This is a genomic window from Paenibacillus sp. FSL R7-0216, assembly GCF_037969915.1.
Lineage (GTDB): Bacteria > Bacillota > Bacilli > Paenibacillales > Paenibacillaceae > Fontibacillus > Fontibacillus rhizolycopersici.
The window spans coordinates 3684670-3704293 of record NZ_CP150222.1; the positions used below are offsets into that span (position 1 = coordinate 3684670).

Genomic DNA, 19624 nt, shown 5'->3' on the forward strand with positions numbered 1-19624 from the left:
AGGATCACCCCCATTGGCAAGCAAAGTTTCACTCGTCCGCCTCAGCATCGGTTCACTCATGTACATCCACCGTCCCTAACACGGCTACCTGGCCCGTATAGATCTCCAGATTGGTATCCGCGTTGCCGTTCACCGTCAACTCGGTGTAGTCGATAATAGGCGGAATGTCCAGCAGGATCGCGGCAATCCGCGTAAACCGTACCAGCGGGTCGGCAAAAGCAAGCTGCTTCAAATACGCCCTCACGCCATCCTCAATTTTCTTTTTCACTTCAGCCATCGTTACACCGCTGGCGAGCGTCAGCTTCACGCTTATCTCGATCGGCACCTCCTCGGCGGCCATTACCGTGACGACCGGCCCTGCCGGTGCTGCTCCTTCGCCTTGTCCGTCCCTAGTCGGGTCGATATAAGCCTGCGCCGCAGCAACGATCTCCTCGTTGGCCGCCCGCTTATCGGCATCCAATAAATAGATGCCAACCGTCCCCGGCCCCTGCCACAACGGCTCCACTTGGGCTCCGCCCACGCCTGGCACTTCCCCGGCCCACTTTAAATAGTGCGCCCTGTTCCCGCTCGTCCCCTGATTGCGCACCTGCGAGAAAAAACGCTCCAACAGCAGCTCATCCGACTCGATATCGGCACCGCCCCGCGTGGCCTCCGGATTCGTAACGGCGGTCACGCCGCTGACCGGCGTAGCCATCACCTGAATCACGCCTGCCGGTACAACGCCCGCCCGTCCTGGAATCAACGCCCGGATCAGGGAGGTCCCTTCACCGCGCTCATCCAACGTCACGGCCGCCGTCGTTTCATAATCCATCGACGCCTCCGCTGAATACTCGTCCGCTGGCGTCGCCACCACGGTCCCCGCAGGCACCGTCCTCCCCGGCTCCCCAGTAAACCGAACCACGCCCGTCGCCGCCACGGCTGGCCGCCGCGCAACTCCATGCTCCGCCGCCCGGAGATCGAGATACTCCCCGTACGTCGTACTCGCAAACCCGCGTGCCAACAGCTGCTGCACCCAAGTCGCCGCCTCCGACAGCATGAAGGCCGCCGACGCCTCCGCGTCCCAAATAAAAGAACCCTCGGATTTATCGATATCCGAAGGTACCCGGTCCAGCATTCGCTGCATAATCCGCGCTTCCGTCTGATCCTGCAAGTAAAGCGGCAACTCCGCCATCACGTCACGCTCCCTTCCACCAGTAACTCATCCTCCCTGACGTTTTTGACCCGGCACGCAAAACGGCACCCATCCTCTCGCCAATCAAAAACAAACCCGTCCACGCTCAACGTTCGAGGGTCAACCATTAGCGTCTCCGTCGCGATCCGCCGGATCTCGCTTTCCTGAACGGCCCGGCTATAGCCTTGGCCGATCAACTCTTCGAACTCCTGGCCATACGCACGGGAGTAGATCAAGTGCCGATACCGCGGGGTACGGATCGCTTTTTCGCACCACACCTTCCAGGCAGCGCTCTCGTCGGCAGGGGCGATTTTTCCCGTCGGCGTCATCACGAACTCCCCGGCATCAAAATCAAACCGCCAGCTCCGGCCAAACGTGACCGCATCCGCCATCGATTCCTGCCCGTCCAGTCCCGCAGCCAACCAAGAATCCCCTACCGCTTCCGGAAAAAGATTAGCCATTCCCGCTCACCACCCTGCACAATACAATCGCGTCATTCCCGCCGTTTAACGGTAGCGCCAGCACGCGATCTCCGGGCTGATATTTTAACGATAGTACCGTTTCTTTGGTCTCCGAAGGCAAAAACGCAAACTCCCCTTGGCCCTCCACATTACCTCCGCCGCTATCCTTAAGCCCACGAACACCGCCGACCAGCTTCAACTCCGGCAACTTCAGCGTCCCTGGAAACTCTGCGACCAAGTATTCTTGAATTTCATGCTTGAAACTGTCCAGCTTCAGTCCCGAGCCCGTCACGGTCCCGAGTTCTGCCGTCACACCGGTTAGCGCTTCGGCCGCTTTCTTTGCGGCATTTTCCCTTAACGAAACGGCCAACGCCGAATAAGGATCATGGGTCAAGATAATACCTCCTTTTCACGTCGTTCATCGTCGCGAGCTCCAGCGTCATATGCCCGGGGTCCCCCAGCTCATGCGAAACGGAAGTCACGATCAGGTTCAGCCCGTTAAAATGGACCTTATCCCCCGCTCGAATCGTATTCAGATCCACGCAAGTAACGGTGTAACTCTGGCCTTGGCCTGTCAGCATCGATTCCGCAAATTTCTTGGCGGCACCGGCGGTTTTGACGTTTTCGTCCTGCAAGATCCGTTGAAGCACGCCATACTTGGCGGTCTCCCCGCTCGCCACGGCTAGCACTTTGGAAGGCGCACTATCGCCCCGATCCTCGGTCCCGATAACCTTAACTCGCGTCACCGTACCCTCCAGCGTTCGATTTTGCGTTGCTTCCTCCAGCTGCTCCAGCTTCCAGACTACGTTATTGCTGCCGATCTTGAACAAGGTGAGTCCGGCAGGCGTCATCCGCGGGACATACATGTCCCCGCCAGCCTTCGCCGTCTCCTTCAGATCGGACAAGATCATGTTGTACAGGGTTTGCGGGCGATAGACGGCTTTTTTTAGCTTGGTTTTCGTATCCGGCACCGTATCAAGCGGAATACCCCAGTCCGCCGCGTATTTCCTTAGCCGCTGGGCAGCCGTTCCCCCTGCCGGAAACAGATACTCATCCTCCGATTTCGCCAAATAAATCGTCCGGTCATACACCGTCACCGTCATGTGCTTCGTCTGCTTCAGCGTACTGGAGCAATCCCACACCACGCCGGGATGCAGCAAGTGAACCATCTTACCCCCAGCAGCAATGCTGCTGCCCGCACCGTCATACGGCACGCCGCTGATCCGAATCTCCTGTCCCGGTTCGATCCCCGGAAAAGAATCCGGAAGCTTCAGTCCGATCGCGCCTTGATAAGAAATTTGATCGAGAGAATCCTTTAACGAGATACTCTCAACCAATTCCCGCAAGTAGTATTTGTTTTGCAGCACCACTTCGTAACTCACTGCGGCATCACCAGCTTTTGACCAGGCTTGATTCGGTTCGGGTCTTTACCGATGGTTTTTGGGTTGGCGCTGTAAATCTGCTGCCACTTCGAGCTGTCGCCAAGCTCCAGCTTCGCGATTTTGGACAACGTGTCCCCAGCCTTGACGACGTAGGTTTTCGCCGGTTTCTTTGTATCCGGCCGAGCGGACTTGGCAGCAGAAGCTCCCCCACCTGTAGCCGTTTGAGTGTGTACCTTCATCTCCCGCCAAGTCCGGGCGGTCAGGTCGAAGTACACGTCCCCCGGTTCCCCGCCTCGAAACGTGCTGTTATGTGTTGCCATCGTGACAAGCACGTTTACGGCCGTATCGGTGATGATCATACGCACCGGCGACTTGCTGTTCATCATGGTCGTAAGCCGGTTCATCGCCTCCTGCGGATCGGGGATCGCTTTATAGGTGCAATAACCCGGATCATAAGCCGCCGGAAAAAAAGAAGAGAAGGCGATTTCCTTCACCTTCTCTCCAGCCGGAAAGTCATATTCCCCCAGCGATACAATATTCACCGTCTCCAAGCCTTTGCCGCGGGAGATCATGATCTCCTCCGGATTGACGGGAAACACGAAATTTTGACCCGCACCGTCGATCAAGTGAATCTCCATAGGGTCCTCCTCCCCTCCGCTATTTCAGATTTTGCATGGCGAACCTTACTTCGTTGGCGATTTTCCAGCCGGCGGTCTCGGCCAACTTTTGATAGTCCAGCTTCTCTTTATTTACTGTTAAATTGATGGTACCCTCTGACAGGGATACGTTAACCGGCGTTGAGACTTGGTTGTAACTGGCTCCGCCGATTTTTGACCTCATTTCTTCTGGCAACTGGTAATAGTTTGGTACCGGGGTGCCCATTACCTTTGGAACATTCACGTTTGTCCCCGGGAGTGTAATTCCCTGTACGCTAGGAGCCATGACTCGGTCGGTATAGCTAACTACACTGTCGTTCTTTTGAAGAAAGTCCCTAACTTCCTTCCAACGAAAAGGAGACACGGTATCGGTATAATTGTCTGTCGGAAAACCAAATACCGGATCCCGATATTTTCGGTCTCCTGCCTTATGCCCTAACACAAAATCAGTTATGGCTGCTGAAATGTTATAAGCGTCGTTGAATAAAAGGGTTAGGCCTATCGGACCTGCTGATCGGACCAGTCCCTTAGCTGCTCCACTAGCTAAAGAGGCTTCGGTTTTACTTTCTCCGAGCCATTTGGTCCATGAAGTTGCCTCTTTACCTGGCAGTTTATTTGAACTTGCTGTAGGTATCACGGACTTTTTGGGAGCCTTGTCCAAATCATCGATAAGTTTCTTACTGGCGTTACCATTCCACTTATCTATCTTCACACCTAACCAACCCGAAAATAACGATACCGCCACGTCTTTAATAATATCGAGTGTTCCTTCTTCCCATTTAGCTAACTTCTTATTTGACTGCCCATTCGCTGACGACGTACTCGTTGAATCCAACTTATCGCCAATTTGTTTTGAGTCAATCGTGGATAAAAAGGCTTGAAAGAAATCCTTTCCTGCCTTTATACCAGCCTCTGTATAAATTGATCCATTCGAAGGCGCTCCAGCAAAATAAGAATTGGCAGGATTCCCTTTTTGGGCGATCTCAGTAATCCGACCAGTAAGCATATTATAAGCGTTAAATCTAGGAATCTCTGATAGATTTGAAGATAGGAGCTCTTTCTTCATCATGATTCCCGAGTTTCCAAAGTGATGTCTTGACTTTCCCGTTACCTCACCTAACCCCAACCCCTCCAAGATATTCTCCTTTAACCCGTCACCCAGCGCTTCTCCAATCGCCGAGGATATCCGCTTAAGCGTGCTTTTCCCCTCGGAGCTGACCCATCCGGAAAAAGAGTCGCCGACCACCGCCTCCCAATCCACCCCTGCAGCGGTAACCTTCCATGGGGTGGTGGCAAGCGCGGCGAGGGAAGCTTTGAGCTTCAATGCTAAGGGTGAGAAGCGATCGATAAACTGCACCGTTGGTCTCACTGTCGTTCGCTGTAGGCGAGCTAGCACTTCCTCTGCCTTACGGGCGACAGATGTCAAACGATCGTCCAGGGCGAGGATGGGCTTGATGCGGGTTTTCCCCAGCAGCGCCACACGGCGTTGAGTTTGTAGCAGCAGCTTGTCCAGACCGCGAAGCTTTTTCGCTGTTCGATCAACGTCACGGTCATCCACCTCAATATCGAGCTCAAATTTCTCTTTCTCGGCCATACATAACCTCCTTTCTCTAAGCCTCACAACATCTCCAACTCCCGTTCCGAAAAAGCCCGCAGCAGCAGGCGCTCTCCCTTAGGGAGCGACCAGTATTCCCCGGGGCGAAGATGATGCCGCGTCCACATATGGAACAACAGCGTCGTCATGCCGCCGGAGCTGATTAGTTTTTTACGTCATCGATGTCGACTCCGAACCCGGAAATCTCCAGCACTTTATCGCCAACGGCGTCGAGCTCCCCGGCCAGCAGCAGACGGCGGACGGCCTCTTCACCGCCGGACAGCTTCAACCGGCTGGTCAACCGCTCGTCGCCCCAGCCGCTTAGTTTCACGCTTTGCGTCTCCGCGCCGTGATCACCGCCTTCGGCTTTTTTCACCACTTCCAGCATCGAAGTAGCTTCCTTGATCAACGCCGCATTAAACAGCTCGCTATCGATTTTCTCGCTCACCTGACCTTTGGTCGTCTTGCGCACGGTGCAGCGTTCGCGGATCGCGTCCACTTTGCTGGACGTCAACCCGCGCAGCGTCACTCGCAGTCCCAAGCGTCCGATAAATACGGCTTCCTCCGGCAAATTCGCCACCGTTTCGAAAAGCCCGTCCAAAATTTCCTGTTCACGAGCCGGATCTATGGATGTATATTCACTCATACTAGTTACCTCCTCCTTATAACGATTTTGTTCGAGCAATAGCGGTACAAAAGGGCGTTATTCCGACTCAAATCAGGCGTTCTACCACAGCTATAATGAAAATAGAGCCAAAAATGTCCGCTATTTCATTCACCAGGCACAAATAAACGGAAATAACGCCCAATATGTCCGCTAAATGAAAGTGGGCCCGGTCAGGGCCAGGACGTCACCCTAAGAGCGTAGCCACGACCGACTCCCCACCACCACGGCCATCTATTATCATTAAGACGCCACGATCGGGTCCAGCAGCTCGTACGATTCGAACGTAAACGGCGTTTCCTCCGTCACCTCTTCGCCGGCGGTCCAGTTGGCCAGCACGATTTTGTCGACCATGCAGTTGTTCAACTGGATTCGTTCGAAACCGTACGCTTCCGGATCGTCAAGCTTATGAATGATCGAAAATTTCTGAAAGCCGCGCGCGATCATATCGGACGTGATCTTGTAACCGCTCATCGTGCCGGTGCCTTTTTTGCGCCCCAGCTTGTACACCGTATAATCGGTACCCACGAGGTTTAGCTCCTTCTTCTCCGCCTCAACGCTCGCCTCCAGGTGGTTCAGATTCGACTGCCATACCCCTTCGATAAAAATCTGGCCAAACGTCCCCATCATCACGCGGCCGGGATCAAGAAATTGTGCCATCGGTTAGCTCCTCCTCAAACATGAAATAGATTTATTGCACGTAAAACGTGCCGAAAATTTGCTCCATCACATCCGTATCGTCCGCCGTCCAAGCCAAGAAGACCTGATCGTCCTCAGGCGTAAATTGCGGTGCACTGCCATAAAAACGAGGATCCAGCGTCACATCGAACCCGCTCGCCTCGATCACGTTCTCGGCGGCCAACGTCTGCAAGTATTGCTTCCCGGCGCCGATCAGCGCCAAGCGGCCTTCCTCGGTGTTGTTCACCTTGCCGATATAGGCATCCTCGGCGGTCCGCTGCAGATCCGCATTGATTTGGTCCATGACGCGAATCTTGCGGATCTTCTTCCAGCCCACGTTCTGCCCCTCGCGAGGCGAAACGAGGCTGTTCACGCCGCGCAGCGCCTTCACCCGGCGGCCGTCGTGCACGAGCAGGAACACTCCGCCCTGCACCGCCTGCTCCTGCTCGGAGCGGGTCCAGCGCCGCGTGACGTCGTCGAACGGCGCGGCCGCGTAGGTCGCCGACGCCTTCAGCGGCTGGCCTGCGATCAGGCCCGCGACCCAGGCGGCCACCTGCGCGGACGAATACGCCCGGCCGTTCAGCACCGCGCCGGTGCCGACGTTGACGACGCCTTCGTGATCGATGGCGGCGCTGCGCGCCACCGCTTTGCCGACGGCGTCGGCAGCAGTATCGTCGGCTGCGGAGCCGCCCAGCACGGCGATGACGCCTTTGCCTTCCCCGCGGACGCGCTTCACCCAAGCGGCGACGCTGGTCCGCAAAGCCGCGTCCGACACGCCGTCAAGCGTGAGCACGTGGAAGTCCTGCGTCTCGAACGCGGACAAAGCCGAAGCGTATTCGGCGTTCGTGATGCCCGCGATGCCGCTGTCCCCGCCGGTCAGGGCTGCTCCGGATACGTCAGCCAACGCGCCGCCTTCCAGCGCTTCGGCAACGATCCAGACATTGGCCGGATCGCCGTTGATAGCAGCGGCCGCCTGCACGGCCGAACCGTCGCCCAGCGGGAATGTGCGCAGCAGCGCCGTACCCTCATACAGCTTCAACTCCTTGCTGCCGGGAAGCGTCAAGCTGGGCCCGACCGACATCATGAAGCCGTTTCCTCGCTTGCCGGGATATTTCGCCTTCACCCGCAGCGCCGCGGCGTTCGACGTATCCTGAAGCGTTAACGACGCCTCCGTTGCGGAACTCCCGGCCAGCCGGTAAGCCAGCAGTTTCTTGGTCCCCCCCAACAAAGCGAGGTACAGCGTACTATACGCCGTCGCTCCATCCGATTCGTCCGCCCCGAACAACTCCCGGATCGCCGCCTCATTTCCGACTTCCACGAATTGTCCGACCGGTCCCCAATGGGCCTTCACCGGAGCGACAACGATACCGCGCGCCCCCGCCTGGATCGCGTTCCCCGCCGCGCTGACGAAATTCATGTAAAGCCCGGGCAACGCCGGTTGATCCGTTACATTCCATGTTCCTCCTGCCATAACTTACAGCACCTTCTTCCTTAGAAATTGATCGACGAGCCGTTTGGCTTCGTCAATTTGAAGTAACTTACGTTCCCTTCCCAACATCGCCCCGGCCAGAATTTCCGGTTTGACTCCCAACACCGCCTCCGAGAGGGCCAACAGTTCCTCCATTCGGTAACCCGCGGAACTGATCGCCGCAACTAAAGCCGATGCAGCTTCACTCCCCTTGGATTTCTTTCCTGCCACGTCTGATCACCTCATTGTCGATTGATAAAAAACGGATTGCATCAACGGCGCTTCCGCAATCGATTTTGACATGCGCCGGATCAACGTGACGGTAAGCGGCCCCTGTGCCGACGTACTCTCCGCCGTTCCCTCCGGCTGCACACTCATCTTCGGATCGGCAATTCGCAAATACCGTTTGGCCGTAGGGTCCAATGGGATTTTCACCGCCGTTCCCAGCGCTTCCAGCAGCCGCAGCACCGCAGAATGCTCTTGCTCCGCGTCTTCCGCTTGAAGAAAAGCCGTCATCCGCTTTTGAACCTCATAAGACGTCGGGCCCAACGGCCGCACGTCCATGCCGATCATCCGCCACATCACGGCCGGAGCGGCTACGTCCGGCGGCCACGTCCCGCAGTAAGCTTTCCACTCGGGTCCTAGCGCCGACAACGACCAATGGGCTAATTCCGTCATCCAAGGATCGCTTCTGATCGGCGCCGATTCCGGAATCAAAGTCATTTCGTCTTCTGCAATGGCAATCACCTCCTTTCCAGCATGGAATCGCCATGCATACAGCGCGGCAAACTGCAAAACTGTTTTGTTCCCTCCAACCGCCCCCAGATGCACCCCTGGCAACGCGCCGGCTGCACCCATTCGGGTTCAAATGAATATGGTGGCGAAATCTTTTTGCTTCGCATCGTCCCCCCTCCTTTCCAAAGCAAAAAACCGCCGGAACGTCAGCGGTTTTCATCGGTCGATTCGGTTTCTCCATCCCTTTCTTTTCCACGCTACCAATGTAACATGGGCAAAACCAAACGAACGGACAAGTGACGGACACCCGCCGGACAGCTATCGGACAGCTCCATTTCCTTATAGACGCGCAAAAAAAAGCCGGCTATCAGCCGACCCCATGCTTTGCCATATGCAATTCTTCTTCCTGGTAAACCTCCAGCCTCATCGCCGCCGCCAGAAGGCGAATCGCGCTGGCTTTGATGCGGCGATACGTCCGATCGCTGATGCCCATCTCGCCGCAACTGATGAAATCGTATTCGGCTTTCTGATCCAAATAACTCCGCCGAATGACTTCTCGCTGCTCTTCCGACAACCTCTCCATGGCGAGGTCCAGCAGCTCCGATTTGCGAACCAGCTCCGCTTCCTTATCCACGTTCCCGATCGCAAGTTGTTCCGTCGGTTGGCTTACTGCATGGGTAGCTCCATGGTATCGTGGCTCATAGCCTGCGGTGATGAACGCTTCCTTGCGAATCCAACCGACCTGCCGGTACCGCCTAACTTCCTCCAACCGCTTCTCCACCGCAGCCCGGGTAGCTGCTTCGTCCACCGGCATAGAATCGAATAAAGCATGGTACACATGAATGCGTCTTCTCCCCATCTGAATTCCCTCCTATAGTATATTGCCATATTGGCAATCAACGTAATCTTCTTCCGGCAAATCAACTTGCTTGTCCACGCGTATATCCGTCTGCAACTTCGATTCCGCTTCCTTCAACCTCCTCTTTTTTACCAATTTGGTAACCGTATCCTGATTATAGATTGCCATTTTGGTAATGTCAAGTCGCATTATTGCCGTTTTGTCAATATAAAATATTTCCATCTAATGTGCCCGCACTTTACCAATTTGGCAACTTGTGCTACACTAAATGAAACGGCAAGGAAGAGGAGTAACCATGCAAACGCTAGGCGATCGGATCAAATATCTTCGTGAACAACGTCAGCTCACGCAAAAAGACCTCGCCTCCCAAGCGGACATTTCGGTCGTGCAGTTGTCTCGGTACGAGACTAACGACCGCAAGCCGGATCCGGAGGTGCTACGCAATATCGTCGACGCTCTGGATACCAGCGCCGATTACTTGCTGGGCCGAACACCCGACCCGTCTCCTGCGGCGGAAAAAGGGATGAGCTTGTCTTTTTTCGGCGGTCCCGAAGCGTATACGGCGGATGAAATCGCCATGATGGAGGCCGCTTTGAAAGCGTATCGGGAGCAGAAGAAGAAGCTGCTGAACGGGGACGAAGCGAAGTAAGTTGAAGTGAACCAACCTATATATGACCAGCAATGACGGCCCTGATTCTGGAGGGCCCTTATTTCGGGCGATGAACCGAACATACATTCTGATTCGGGGTGACTTGGATGCTGTACGCTTATTATCATGAGACCCATCTGGAACAATGGATTAACGCCAAATTATTGAATCACGGGATATCGGCCCCCGCCGATCTCGACATCGAGCGAATCGCCGAAGCCTTCGGCATCGGGCTAATTTACGGGAATCACCCCTCCTTTTCGGATAATGAGGAGAACGTGATTTTTCTGAACAAGTGGTTGGAGGCGGTTCAGACCCGGGTCGTCTTCTTTCACGAGTTATGCCATGTGCTGCGCCATGCCGGGGATCAGCGCCGGATGACGGATCTGTTCCTGCATGCCCAGGAGACTGAAGCCGAGCAGTTCGTGCTTTACGCCGCAATCCCCTTTTATATGTTTGCCAAACTGCCAGTGCCGGATCATCGCAGCGAGGCGGTGGCTTATATCGCCGAGCAATTCCATGTCCCGCCAGAGCTGGCGGAGCAGCGGCTAGACCAAATCCAGCGGCGGGTCCTGCACGGCAGCTTGATCGCTGCAGCCCAGGAAGCAACCCGCCGCCAGCGCGAAGCAGAGCGGGGCTGGTCGCCGGAGACTCGGCGCATGTTGTCCCAACTGGAACGGCAAATCGGCGGCCAGGGAGGGCGGTGACGATGCGGATTGCGGCGTATTGCGATTTTTACGCGGATTCCAACCGACCGCTGCAGTTGATTGTCGATGCGCGGCCGGGAGAACTGGATTGGTCGAAGACGCTCTACATCCCGGTCTCCGGTCCGTTTGAGCCGTTCACGGCCGAAGATTTCGGCGATTTGCCGGGCGTATCCGTCCTGCTGGAAGACCTCGTACGACCCAAAGAACCGCCGGAGTTTTCCGGCGGTTCGGAGCTGGAATTAGCGCTTTCCGTTCCATCCCAACGGGTTCTCGGCATTCGTCTCCCGCAAATCGCCGCCTGCAGCGGCGATACGGACGAGATTCAGCGCCTGGTGGTGCAGATGGATGATGTCGAAGAAGTCTTGGGTTATGAGTGAGGTTTAGACGGACGGTCGTATTCCACCACCGGCCACTTTTGCTTCCGCAGCGCATCCACTAACAGAGGCCCGACATGCAGATTGTCCTGGACCAGCTCGCGCGGCGTCAGCGCCATCCATTGATTCAGCGACACATCGGCGAACCGGTCGCTGCGGAACATCTCCAAGAACCAGATGCTGCGATCCCCGGTATTTTGAATATAGTGGCCAAAGGCAAATGGGACGTACCCCACATCCCCCGCCCTGACGTTGAATGTGCGAGCGACGCCGCCTCCGGCGAACACGGTCATGCGTCCTTTCCCGGACAAATAATATTGCCATTCGTCGTTGTTCGGATGCCAATGCATTTCCCGCATGGCGCCGGGCTTGATCTCCACGAGAGCAGCCGCAATCGTTTTGGCGATGGGAAAGTTGGTGGAATCCGCGATGCGCACGGTTCCGCCCGGCGTTCGGACCGGCTTCTGGGCCAGCAGGCTATGCTTGAAACTGACGGGAATCTCTCCGTAAGGCGAAGTGATCTTTTGACTTGCGATCGGCCCCGGGACTCGGTCTTGGTAGATGTACACCTGCTTACTAGGGATATGGTCAAACGCTTTGCGCGGCACGCCAAAGTTCGCCGACAGCACCTCCTTGGGCGTGTGGGCGAACCAATCTGAAATCGAAAGGGTGTTTAAGTCGGAGAAATGACCGTCATCGAACACAAGGAGAAACTCGCAGCCCTCCTCCAGCCCTTGAATCGAATGAGGAATCCCCGGCGGAAAATACCATAAATCCCCGATGCCTACATCGGCGATGAAGTTCCTTCCATCCTGATCCACGGCGGTGATCCGGGCTTTCCCCGAGATCATGAACGACCACTCCGCCTGCTGATGCCAATGCAGCTCCCGCACGCCTCCCGGCGTTAAGCGCATATTCACCCCTGCCAGCGTCGTAGCGATAGGCAGTTCCCGAATCGTAATTTCCCGCGACCAGCCCCCTTGGTTCAACTGCATGTGCGTGTCCGAAAAAGAAAATTTCAGATTCGGAACCAATCCGTTATCGGTCACCGGAGGAACCAGCATGTCGGGATTTTCGCGATCCCGCATGACATCCCGTGGTCCTGTATCGGTCGCGCCGCTGCCGTCATCGCGTATCGGCTCGGGCACGAGGGATGCCCCAGCAGCGTGATTTTCCGGATGCCTTGAAGCGGATAGATCCATTCGATCCGTCATCGACAATCACTCCTTATTCTGGACGTGCCAATGTTAATTTTTTCCACATTCTAATCATACAGTGATCCTATTCCCTCCCTAGCAGAAATATGTTCTGGCGAAACGGTTCATTTCCCAATAAAATCCGATGATTTCGGAGAAAATAACTTCAAGAGCTTGATAGTTGTCCAAGCTTCTGTATAATTAAAGTTAGTAAGTTTAGTCAACAAACTAACTAGGTAAAGGGGAATCCTCGTGGAAAAACCTGTACGTCCGAATGAACCGCTCGTTACGCATATTTTTACGGCTGACCCATCCGCCCATGTGTATGACGGCAAAATTTATATTTACCCATCCCATGACCTCGATCACAACGGTCCCGACAATGATAACGGCGACCAATACGCGATGGAAGATTACCACGTTCTCTCGCTGGACGATTTCAACTCACCGTGCGTCGATCACGGCGAAGCCTTGCATCTGCGGGATATTCCTTGGGCGAGCCAACAGCTGTGGGCTCCGGACGCGGCTTACAAGAACAATACCTATTATCTCTTTTTCCCTGCCCGGGACAAAGAAGGCATTTTCCGCATCGGCGTAGCTACGAGTTCCTCGCCTGCAGGTCCGTTCACGCCGCAAGAAAGCTACATTCCTGGCAGCTTCAGTATCGATCCGGCCGTACTCGTCGATGACGACAACCGCGCCTATATGTATTTTGGCGGACTTTGGGGCGGCCAGTTGGAGAAATGGCAAACAGGAACCTTCAAACCGGACGCCGAAGGACCGGCACCGGATGCGCCGGCGTTGGGGCCGCAATTCGCTGAATTAAGCGATGACATGCTCAGCTTTAAATCCGCACCGCAGGAAATTTCCATCGTTGACGAGGACGGAAATCCGCTGTTGGCCGGGGACGAAGACCGGCGGTATTTCGAAGGACCGTGGGTGCATAAATACAACGGTAATTATTACCTGTCCTATTCAACCGGATCCACCCATACCCTCGTGTACGCGATCAGCAAGAACCCGCAAGGGCCTTATGTCTTTAAAGGCAAAATCCTGACGCCGGTCATCGGTTGGACCACGCACCATTCCATTGTGCAATTCCAGGACAAATGGTACCTGTTCTATCATGACAGCTCGTTGTCCGGCGGCGTGAACCACAAGCGCAGCGTCAAATACACCGAACTGCATTACAACCCGGACGGCACGATCCAAACGATCGATCCGTACAAATAAGTAAAGCAGGGGAGCACCGGCCGGCTGAATCAAGCCGGAGGTGCTCCCCTTTTTTTTATTTACTTGGTTCCTCTCCGCCTCCCACTCTCGGTGTCGCAACATGCTCCGTCGATGCCTCTGCGATTTCGTGGAAAGCCCAGTGTGCTTGCGGTACGTCACGCCAAACCGGAAGCGCGTCGATGTTGCCAAATAGCGGCCCTCGGCCCAATGCCCGGTTGATCACGGTTACTGCTTCGGCCCGCGTGACGAATGCCGCCGGGCGGAACTTGCCGTCGGCATAGCCGCTAACGATCCCTGCCGCTTGGGCGGACCGGATCGCCTCCTCCGCCCAATGGCCGGCGGTGTCGGAGAAGCCGGTACCCTGCCCCGCGACCGACTTCATGAATTTCGCGGCGACGGCCGTGATTTCCGCCCGCGTCACCGGTTGTTCCGGCTTAAAGCTGCCATCGGCAAAACCTTGCATCAAGCCCATGCGGGATGCTTGGGCGATCGCTTCGGCAGCCCAATAACCTGCCGGAACATCGTTGAAGCCTAACGCTTCCGCCGTCTCCTTCAGGCCCACGGCCTTGGACAGCATGGCAGCCATCTCCGCGCGGGTAATTTGGTTCTCCGGTTTGAATAGCCCCCCCGGATAGCCGCTGATATAAGCTTTATGCGTTGGCAACATGGCCTCGGCCGTCTTCACCAGGACGAAGGTGCTGAAATGGTCTACGCTGATTTTCAACCCTTTGCCGTTCCCGAACGGAACAACCTCTCCCGTCAGGAACTCCGTCGTCCCGTCGGAGTGTTCGATATACACCCCTAGTTTGGCCGGGTCCGCATCGTTCAGCGCCGAGCCGGCCAGCGGCAGAATGAGCTCGACCTCCCGGTTCTGCAGGTTCGTTTCGATTTGAACCGGACGACCGATGACAGTTACCCCTTGCCCCCCTGTGGACGCAAGTACCACCTCGGCTTTATTGGCGCGTCCTTCGATTTCCTTGCTTTGGTTAGCTGCTTTCACGGGATGGATTGTCAAGGTCAGATCGCCGGTCGAACCCTGCAAAGAGGCTGCCGGGATCAGGATCTCTCCGTTCGTCGATTGGAGTTTCAATTCCAAACCGCGTCCCGTAATCAACTGGATAAAGTCGCGGGCGAGCGACAACTGGACGGAGGCCACTTCATCCTTGGCATCCGGAATCGTAAGGGTTAGCGATGTGACGCCTTCATCTCCCAGTTTGTCAATCGCAGCCCGAAGTGGAGCATCGACCGTCAGTTTGACTTCATCTCGTTTCGTTCCGTCGGCTAACGTCGTCCGAATGATATCCACCGGGATCTGATTGGCCGGATCGCGAACGATTTCCGTTCCCGCCGCGCTAGGCGGCGCCGAAGGACCGGACGGTCCGGTTGGGGACGACGGCGGGTTGGACGGATTCGTTGGCGTTGTTGGCGTCGTCGAACCGGGGGCGACGTGGTAAATCAATAGATCCGCCAGCATCAGCTCGCCGGATTTTTTCACCACTTTGACCGTATGTTGGCCAGCTGGCAGGTTAGCGATGCCGAACAACGGCTGCTGGGCGCTGCGGGACTCGGCATAGGCATCTACGGTCGATTTTAACTGTCCGTCGATGTAAACCTCCATTTCTCCTTGGGCTGGACCTTTTGGCATATGCAAATCAATGCCCGTTCCTTTAAACGTATACTCGAAGGAATCCCCATTCACCTCTGTCGCATGCACGTCATCGTAATAATCGCCTTTGATGTGGAACGTCAACTTCAAGCTTCCCAATGGCTGGGCAACGAGGTATTCCTTCTTGATCGTGACGATGTTCCCCGTTACGGCGTAATCCGCGCCCGCAACCAACGGCACTTGGCCGTTCCGAATGCTACCGAGGTTCCCGATGCCGCCGATCACTTCGACTTCGATGTCGTCCTGGGCGGACGGATTCTTATCGAAGGTCGCTTCGGTGAGGTTAATCAAGTCGGGGATTTGCACCTTGAGCGCATCCAACAGCATGAAGCGGCCCGATTTCTTCACCAGCTTGAGCGTATGCAGACTATCGGACAACCCGGAAACGCTGTAGACCGCTTGCATCGGTTGTCTGGCATCGGCATGGGTATCCACGGTGCCCGCGAATGCGCCGTCCAGATAAACGTCTACTTCCCCCTGAGAAGGGTCAATTTCCGTGATATATTGGATCCCGGTCCCCTTGAAGGTGTATTCCAGGAAATCGCCGTTCGTCTCGGCAAAATGCACGTCATCCTGATAATCGCCGAAGTTGCGCCCTGTGCTGCGGTTCCAGGACCCGGTGTAACGAATGCCGGGATCGTTGTTGTTGATCATGAGGAAACGGCCGGACGTATTTACAATATCGATCGTGAGCGTTTGCGGCAGCCCGGCACTGAACTGGAAGGTCAGCTCGGTTATGCCGGTTGGCTGCGCGGCCAAGTACGAGGAATGGATGCGGATCGTATCCCCTTCGAACGAAAAATCCTCCCCTTCGCTCAAGGCTTCCGCCCCGTTGGTGATGCGGACCAGCGTATTGCCGTTTAAGGTCATCGTGGTCGAGACATCGGCTTGCGCGGATGCTTTTTGATCAAACTCCGCTGTCTTCGGAGCGATCGTGCTGTTCACGATCACCGGTCCGGTAATGTCCACCGTGAACGTCTGCGTGTCGCCGCCGGCAAAACCAAACGTCAAGGCAAGCGGGCCGGGCGGTTGCTGGGCCAAATACGCTTTCTTGATCGTGACGCTGTCGCCGGAGACCGCATAATCCGTGTTTCGCACCAGTTCTGCTGAACCGTTCGCAATGTGGGTGAATGTATCTCCTCCCAGCGGCAGCGCAACGGGAATGTCCTGCGGATTTGTCGTATCAAAGCTGGCCGTCGTTGCCCCAAGCAAGCTGTCCGCGTAAACCTTGAACCCATCGACGAGCAAGTAGGTCCCGCCCTTCATCACGCCGGAGATCGTATGCTCGCCGAACGGCAGGTTCCGTACGCTGTAAACCGGGATTTGTCCCTGTTGATTCGGGGCATTGGCGCTTACCGTCTCTTGGAATTCGCCGTCCAGATCGATGTCGATGTCCCCTCCGGATTCGGCCGTTTCAGTCAGAAAATCTACGCCCGTACCTTTAAACTGATGTTCGAAACGCACCTCGCCCTTTTCCCCGTAATGAACATCGCCTAGATAATCATTCCAGACGGGATCCCTCCCCGAACTGTATCCCCAACTGCCGTTGCTTCCGTAAGTATCATAGGTCACCGACGGGTGGTTATCGTTATAGATCACCCAATGCTCGCCCGCCTCTGCGGCGGTCAAACCAGACGCTGCCTGCTCCGCGAAGGCTCCAGCCGCCAATCTCTCCTCATTGACCGCGGCTGCGTCATTCACAACCGCGTTCCCCGGTCCTACCGCGCTCGAGTCCACGATTGTCACATTCAGATCCTGCGCATCCTGCACCAGCTCATTACCGCCGTTACGCGTCCAGTTTCCGGTATACTTCACGCCGGTATCGTCATCATTGACTTTAGATGTCCCATTCTTCGCCGTTACCTTAAACAAGCGCGAAGCATGCGGCTCTAAATAGATGTCATCCATGCCGGTCGCAAACTGGCCGAGCTCCTTATGGCTCCACAAATCGCGGACGGAAGCCGCGCCGTCCAATCCGATGTCGCTCCATTTGACGTCCATCGAAGCGCCTTTGTTGCCTAGATTGAACAAGGCCACCGTATAGGTCCCATCCCCATTATTGGCAACCCACACCTGTTGATTGGTAGCCATCGACACCGGATGTGCCGGACGGCCGGCTTGGTTGACGGCGATGACCTCATCATTGGTCAACAGCTCCAGCCCGTAACTGTCTAGGTTGGTTAAATCATCGCCGGTGTAGAATTGCGCGCTGGCGATCGCCCATAACGTCGTCGCCGTCTGCCGCTCGTCCCGGGTCAAACCAGAGGTTTGCCCATTGCCGACGTTGAGGGAATCGAAGTCATTCCAGCCGCCGGGACCGGCGTCACGCCACCATAAAGCGGCATCCGGGAACAACCGGGCGATGTTCGCCCACTGCGTCATTCCGACGTTAGGGTCATAGGCCTCTACGTCCCAATTGACGCGCCATCCGTTGGCGTACTTTTTCCAAAAATCCACGTAGTTATGATCCAGCGCCCAGGACAGCTCCAGCCAAATTCCGTGCTTGGACAGCGCGCTCGACCAGGCCTTCACGTCATCGCGTGCGTCGATCGTTAGGTCGTTATGGCCGGACCCCGGGGTCACGCTGTCGAACTTCACGAAGTCGACGCCCCAGGAGGCGATTAGATCGGCGATCGAGTTAATGTATTCCTGCGCCCCCGGCTTGGAGAAATCGATTTTGTAATCGATGTCCCAATAGTCCGCTTGTCGGAGCGGCTGGGCGGCGATATCTTGCATATGGTACTCCGTTCCGTAGATTGGCAGGTTAAGCCGGTAAGCTTCCTTGGACAAGCCAGGTATCAGGTAGATCCCGACCTTCTGCCCATTGTTATGAATATAATCCACTAAATTCACGAAACCGTTTGGATATAACGTTTCGCTCGGAATCGGCCGGCCGTATTCGTCCATGCTGCCGTTCCATCCGGCGTCGATATTGATGTATTCGTATCCGTGAGACTGCAGTTTTTCATGCATCGCATCGGAGATCTTTTTCAGTTTCTCTTCGGAGGTCCAGTTCCCCTCCGGGCCGTCGTAAACCTGTAAGCTGTAGCTGCTCCAGCCCATATAAGGCTTCATTGCCAGCCCATTATCGGCCGCGTGTGCCACCTTGTGACTTGGCTCAAAATAAGCACACGGTACTAGCACAATCGCTGCTGCTAACAAGCAAATCAACGTCTTATGCAACAAACGGATCATCATTTCATCTCCTTTGGTAGAATAGGTGTCCCTGTTCGGAGACCCGTGAAATTCGGTACTCCCCCCTATCTGCGCCAAGCGTCCTTTTTGGTAACGCTTTCAAAACGGCAGGTTGAATCATTTCAGGTTACCTGACCGTCCCCCTGCGTGAAAATGCCCCTAAGCTTTCCACATTTGGGTCACGTTTCCTTCGCGATGAGTATAGAAAATTGCCGAAGCTTTCGCCTAGGTACATCTCTTCGTTCGGCGTACATCTCCCCCTCATTTGGGGTGATCATCCAGCGGATTGAGGCAACCATTTTCTCGAACAAGGGACAATTTTCCCTTTAGAGAAGAGATCTCTTAAGGGAATTTTTGCGATCAACCACTTTTACCAAATAATGCATACTTCCGAGAATCACGTAAAACACTATCCTCAAATTGAAATTTGGAGGTCAATCTAGTGGATCCACATGCAGGCACGAACAAAGAAGCGAACGAGGAGGAACAAACCCTAACGGACCGCCAGGGGCACCCGATCACAGACAATCAAAACGTCCGAACCGTCGGAAGCCGGGGGCCGACCACACTGGAGAACTATCATCTCCTCGAGAAAATCTCCCATTTCGACCGAATCTCGTAAACAATCTGAAGTTGTGCAGTTCCGTAATTTAGGAGACTTGGATCAGCCACTTCACGCAAGCGGACCCAGAGTATAGAAGAAGGGTCAAGGAAGGACTTGAGGCGGTGAAGCGGGAGATGGATGCGGCGGGTAAGCATACCAGCACTGCCAGTGCGGATGAAGCGCTGGATAAGGCCCAAGGGATGGGACACAAGTCCGATCGATATTAATGAAAAGCCGGCGATTGCAGCAGCAATCGCCGGCTTTGTTCTTGCATTTATTCGCCGCGGCTCAGCAAGTCCATCCGCAGCTTCCGGCAGCCATAACACCGATGG

Annotated in this window: 18 protein-coding genes and 1 pseudogene; 5 read left to right on the forward strand and 14 right to left on the reverse strand. The window is 55.5% G+C overall.

What is annotated here, in order from left to right; genetic code table 11:
• Window positions 1-52: 52 nt before the first annotated feature.
• From MKZ15_RS16915 to MKZ15_RS16970, 12 genes are all read right to left on the reverse strand, one after another.
• Window positions 53-1171, reverse strand: a complete 1119-nt coding sequence (locus MKZ15_RS16915; protein WP_339817049.1) for a baseplate J/gp47 family protein — start codon at window positions 1169-1171, stop codon at window positions 53-55.
• Window positions 1171-1632 (reverse strand): DUF2634 domain-containing protein, encoded by a 462-nt coding sequence (locus MKZ15_RS16920; protein ID WP_339817051.1) that lies wholly within the window; start codon window positions 1630-1632, stop codon window positions 1171-1173. Before MKZ15_RS16920 ends, MKZ15_RS16915 begins: the two co-directional genes overlap by 1 nt.
• Window positions 1625-2026, reverse strand: coding sequence for a hypothetical protein (locus tag MKZ15_RS16925; RefSeq protein ID WP_339817053.1), 402 nt, complete (start codon window positions 2024-2026; stop codon window positions 1625-1627). Before MKZ15_RS16925 ends, MKZ15_RS16920 begins: the two co-directional genes overlap by 8 nt.
• Window positions 2016-3014, reverse strand: a complete 999-nt coding sequence (locus MKZ15_RS16930; RefSeq protein ID WP_339817055.1) for a phage portal protein — start codon at window positions 3012-3014, stop codon at window positions 2016-2018. Before MKZ15_RS16930 ends, MKZ15_RS16925 begins: the two co-directional genes overlap by 11 nt.
• Entirely contained in the window at window positions 3011-3652 is a 642-nt protein-coding gene (locus MKZ15_RS16935) for a LysM peptidoglycan-binding domain-containing protein (RefSeq protein ID WP_339817057.1), read from the reverse strand. The genes MKZ15_RS16930 and MKZ15_RS16935 overlap by 4 nt, the downstream gene beginning before the upstream one ends.
• A 19-nt stretch (window positions 3653-3671) precedes the next feature.
• Window positions 3672-5264, reverse strand: coding sequence for a hypothetical protein (locus MKZ15_RS16940; protein WP_339817059.1), 1593 nt, complete (start codon window positions 5262-5264; stop codon window positions 3672-3674).
• A gap of 163 nt (window positions 5265-5427) precedes the next feature.
• The gene (locus MKZ15_RS16945) at window positions 5428-5910 is read right to left on the reverse strand and encodes a hypothetical protein (RefSeq protein ID WP_339817061.1); all 483 of its coding nucleotides are present in this window, start codon (window positions 5908-5910) and stop codon (window positions 5428-5430) included.
• Window positions 5911-6171: 261 nt separating this feature from the next.
• Entirely contained in the window at window positions 6172-6588 is a 417-nt protein-coding gene (locus MKZ15_RS16950; RefSeq protein ID WP_193416492.1) for a phage tail tube protein, read from the reverse strand.
• 31 nt (window positions 6589-6619) lie between these two features.
• The gene (locus MKZ15_RS16955; protein WP_339817064.1) at window positions 6620-8077 is read right to left on the reverse strand and encodes a phage tail sheath family protein; all 1458 of its coding nucleotides are present in this window, start codon (window positions 8075-8077) and stop codon (window positions 6620-6622) included.
• 3 nt (window positions 8078-8080) lie between these two features.
• Window positions 8081-8305: a hypothetical protein gene (locus tag MKZ15_RS16960; protein ID WP_339817066.1), complete on the reverse strand. Its 225-nt coding sequence runs from the start codon at window positions 8303-8305 to the stop codon at window positions 8081-8083.
• 6 nt (window positions 8306-8311) lie between these two features.
• Complete coding sequence (locus tag MKZ15_RS16965; RefSeq protein WP_339822473.1) at window positions 8312-8905, reverse strand: hypothetical protein; 594 nt, start codon at window positions 8903-8905, stop codon at window positions 8312-8314.
• A gap of 271 nt (window positions 8906-9176) precedes the next feature.
• A complete protein-coding gene (locus MKZ15_RS16970; RefSeq protein ID WP_339817067.1) occupies window positions 9177-9668 on the reverse strand; it encodes an ArpU family phage packaging/lysis transcriptional regulator in 492 nt (163 codons plus the stop codon).
• A 295-nt stretch (window positions 9669-9963) separates the two neighbouring features.
• On the opposite strand from MKZ15_RS16970, the gene MKZ15_RS16975 reads away from it, so the two are divergent.
• The 3 genes from MKZ15_RS16975 to MKZ15_RS16985 all read left to right on the forward strand — a co-directional run bounded on the left by MKZ15_RS16975 (window position 9964) and on the right by MKZ15_RS16985 (window position 11401).
• Window positions 9964-10317, forward strand: coding sequence for a helix-turn-helix transcriptional regulator (locus MKZ15_RS16975; RefSeq protein WP_059044468.1), 354 nt, complete (start codon window positions 9964-9966; stop codon window positions 10315-10317).
• A 107-nt stretch (window positions 10318-10424) separates the two neighbouring features.
• Entirely contained in the window at window positions 10425-11024 is a 600-nt protein-coding gene (locus MKZ15_RS16980; RefSeq protein ID WP_193416497.1) for an ImmA/IrrE family metallo-endopeptidase, read from the forward strand.
• Window positions 11025-11026: 2 nt separating this feature from the next.
• Window positions 11027-11401 (forward strand): hypothetical protein, encoded by a 375-nt coding sequence (locus tag MKZ15_RS16985; protein WP_339817068.1) that lies wholly within the window; start codon window positions 11027-11029, stop codon window positions 11399-11401.
• Here MKZ15_RS16985 and MKZ15_RS16990 read toward each other — a convergent pair.
• Complete coding sequence (locus MKZ15_RS16990; protein ID WP_339822476.1) at window positions 11392-12600, reverse strand: oxalate decarboxylase family bicupin; 1209 nt, start codon at window positions 12598-12600, stop codon at window positions 11392-11394. The two genes, MKZ15_RS16985 and MKZ15_RS16990, sit on opposite strands and share 10 nt — an antisense overlap.
• A 246-nt stretch (window positions 12601-12846) precedes the next feature.
• Here MKZ15_RS16990 and MKZ15_RS16995 point away from each other — a divergent pair, with 246 nt between their 5' ends.
• Complete coding sequence (locus tag MKZ15_RS16995; RefSeq protein WP_213622721.1) at window positions 12847-13827, forward strand: glycoside hydrolase family 43 protein; 981 nt, start codon at window positions 12847-12849, stop codon at window positions 13825-13827.
• Between the two features lie 55 nt (window positions 13828-13882).
• Here the strand turns inward: MKZ15_RS16995 and MKZ15_RS17000 are convergent, their stop codons facing one another.
• Window positions 13883-18688, reverse strand: a complete 4806-nt coding sequence (locus MKZ15_RS17000) for a X2-like carbohydrate binding domain-containing protein (protein ID WP_339817070.1) — start codon at window positions 18686-18688, stop codon at window positions 13883-13885.
• A gap of 427 nt (window positions 18689-19115) precedes the next feature.
• Between MKZ15_RS17000 and MKZ15_RS17005 the strand changes: the two are divergent.
• Window positions 19116-19301: pseudogene (locus MKZ15_RS17005) on the forward strand (catalase); the annotation flags it as partial.
• Window positions 19302-19624 lie beyond the last annotated feature (323 nt).

Excerpts from the sequence above, each read along its gene's own strand:
- MKZ15_RS16915 (WP_339817049.1), bottom strand. The coding sequence starts at position 1,171 with ATGGCGGAGTTGCCGCTTTACTTGCAGGATCAGACGGAAGCGCGGATT.
- MKZ15_RS16920 (WP_339817051.1), bottom strand. The coding sequence starts at position 1,632 with ATGGCTAATCTTTTTCCGGAAGCGGTAGGGGATTCTTGGTTGGCTGCG.
- MKZ15_RS16935 (WP_339817057.1), bottom strand. The coding sequence starts at position 3,652 with ATGGAGATTCACTTGATCGACGGTGCGGGTCAAAATTTCGTGTTTCCC.
- MKZ15_RS16940 (WP_339817059.1), bottom strand. The coding sequence starts at position 5,264 with ATGGCCGAGAAAGAGAAATTTGAGCTCGATATTGAGGTGGATGACCGT.
- MKZ15_RS16945 (WP_339817061.1), bottom strand. The coding sequence starts at position 5,910 with ATGAGTGAATATACATCCATAGATCCGGCTCGTGAACAGGAAATTTTG.
- MKZ15_RS16950 (WP_193416492.1), bottom strand. The coding sequence starts at position 6,588 with ATGGCACAATTTCTTGATCCCGGCCGCGTGATGATGGGGACGTTTGGC.
- MKZ15_RS16955 (WP_339817064.1), bottom strand. The coding sequence starts at position 8,077 with ATGGCAGGAGGAACATGGAATGTAACGGATCAACCGGCGTTGCCCGGG.
- MKZ15_RS16970 (WP_339817067.1), bottom strand. The coding sequence starts at position 9,668 with ATGGGGAGAAGACGCATTCATGTGTACCATGCTTTATTCGATTCTATG.
- MKZ15_RS16975 (WP_059044468.1), top strand. The coding sequence starts at position 9,964 with ATGCAAACGCTAGGCGATCGGATCAAATATCTTCGTGAACAACGTCAG.
- MKZ15_RS16980 (WP_193416497.1), top strand. The coding sequence starts at position 10,425 with ATGCTGTACGCTTATTATCATGAGACCCATCTGGAACAATGGATTAAC.
- MKZ15_RS16985 (WP_339817068.1), top strand. The coding sequence starts at position 11,027 with ATGCGGATTGCGGCGTATTGCGATTTTTACGCGGATTCCAACCGACCG.
- MKZ15_RS16990 (WP_339822476.1), bottom strand. The coding sequence starts at position 12,600 with ATGGATCTATCCGCTTCAAGGCATCCGGAAAATCACGCTGCTGGGGCA.
- MKZ15_RS17000 (WP_339817070.1), bottom strand. The coding sequence starts at position 18,688 with ATGATCCGTTTGTTGCATAAGACGTTGATTTGCTTGTTAGCAGCAGCG.